This is a genomic window from Desulfosporosinus nitroreducens (assembly GCF_023897015.1).
In the GTDB taxonomy this organism is placed as follows: domain Bacteria; phylum Bacillota; class Desulfitobacteriia; order Desulfitobacteriales; family Desulfitobacteriaceae; genus Desulfosporosinus; species Desulfosporosinus nitroreducens.
The window spans coordinates 1-1,279 of sequence record NZ_JAMHFY010000090.1; the positions used below are offsets into that span (position 1 = coordinate 1).

Annotated in this window: 2 protein-coding genes; both read left to right on the plus strand. The window is 46.2% G+C overall.

What is annotated here, in order from left to right; all coding sequences use genetic code 11:
- Positions 1 to 912, plus strand: a 912-nt coding sequence (locus tag M8E35_RS26290) for a thiolase C-terminal domain-containing protein (RefSeq protein ID WP_373887495.1), incomplete at its 5' end; no start/stop codon positions are given.
- A gap of 2 nt (positions 913 to 914) precedes the next feature.
- Positions 915 to 1,279, plus strand: a 365-nt coding sequence (locus M8E35_RS26295; protein ID WP_252473924.1) for a Zn-ribbon domain-containing OB-fold protein, incomplete at its 3' end; no start/stop codon positions are given.

A 1,279-nucleotide genomic window follows, 5' to 3' on the forward strand; every position in this document is an offset into this window, starting at 1 on the left:
ATGTCCCATGTAAATACCTGGAAGGGGAATGAGTTTATAGCTCTTGCGTCAGATGTTAACTTTGATTACCCAGTTGGCGGTTTTTACACTGGCTATTATGCAATGATGGTCAAACGACATATGCACGAATTTGGCACCACAGAGCGGCAACTTGCGGCAGTCTCAGTTAAAAATCACGGAAACGCACTGCATAATCCTTACGCTCAGTTTCCAGCAGAGCTAACGATTGAAGATGTTCTCAATTCAGAAATGGTGGCTGACCCACTAAAACGTTTGGATATTTGCGTCATGTCAGACGGAGCAGCCACAGCGATCTTAGCCTCGGAAGAGATGGCCTTTAAGTTAACAGACAAACCAATCCTGATATCTGGTGTGGGTACGGGAACAGATGCCATGCGTTTGTCGGATCGTCCTTCCCGCGAAGTTATCCTTCTAAACCATGAAAGAGCAGAGGATTATAAAGGCTTAAAATACCCAGGGGTACATTCTTTTAGGGGAGGTCGAGTTGCAGCGAAAGAAGCCTACAAAATGGCTGGGATCGAAAACCCCATGGAGCAGCTGGATTTCGTAGAGCTTCACGATGCCTTTACCTCTTCGGAAATTCAAACCTATGAAGATTTAGGGTTGTGTAAATATGGAGAAGGTGGAACCTTTGTAGAATCGGGAGCCGCCAATGTCAACGGAAAAATGCCGGTGAATCCTTCAGGAGGACTATTAGCCTGTGGTCATCCGGTGGGTGCAACGGGATTGATGCAATCTGTCTTTGCCCTCTGGCAGCTTCAGGGGACTATTGGTCAACATTTTGGCGGGGATGAAACTTTGCAAATAAAAGGAGCCAAACGAGGTTTGATTCACAGTCATGCAGGGACAGGAACTTATATTACCTGTAGCATTCTCGAGAGGGGGTTCTAACTATGAGTGAAAAGAGTGTTTCAATGCCAGTCAAGATGGACGAAGTCGAACAAGGATGTATTCTTTATAACATAGACCCTATCGTTATGAAATACCACTATGAAGTGGATTACATTCATAGCTATGCACAAGATTCACCTTTTTTTGAGGGTTTAGCGAAAGGAGAGCTCAAAGGAAGTAAATGCACGAAGTGTGGCGGTACCTTTGCGACTCCGCGCAGTCACTGCATGACTTGCGGAGCGGAGACGGAGTGGATGCAGCTACCCTTAACAGGGAAAGTGCATACCTATACAACCTGTTACTTTGGAGGGCAAGAGTTTTTGGCAGAAACCCCCTTTACCCTCATTATGGTCGAGTGGCCGGGGGT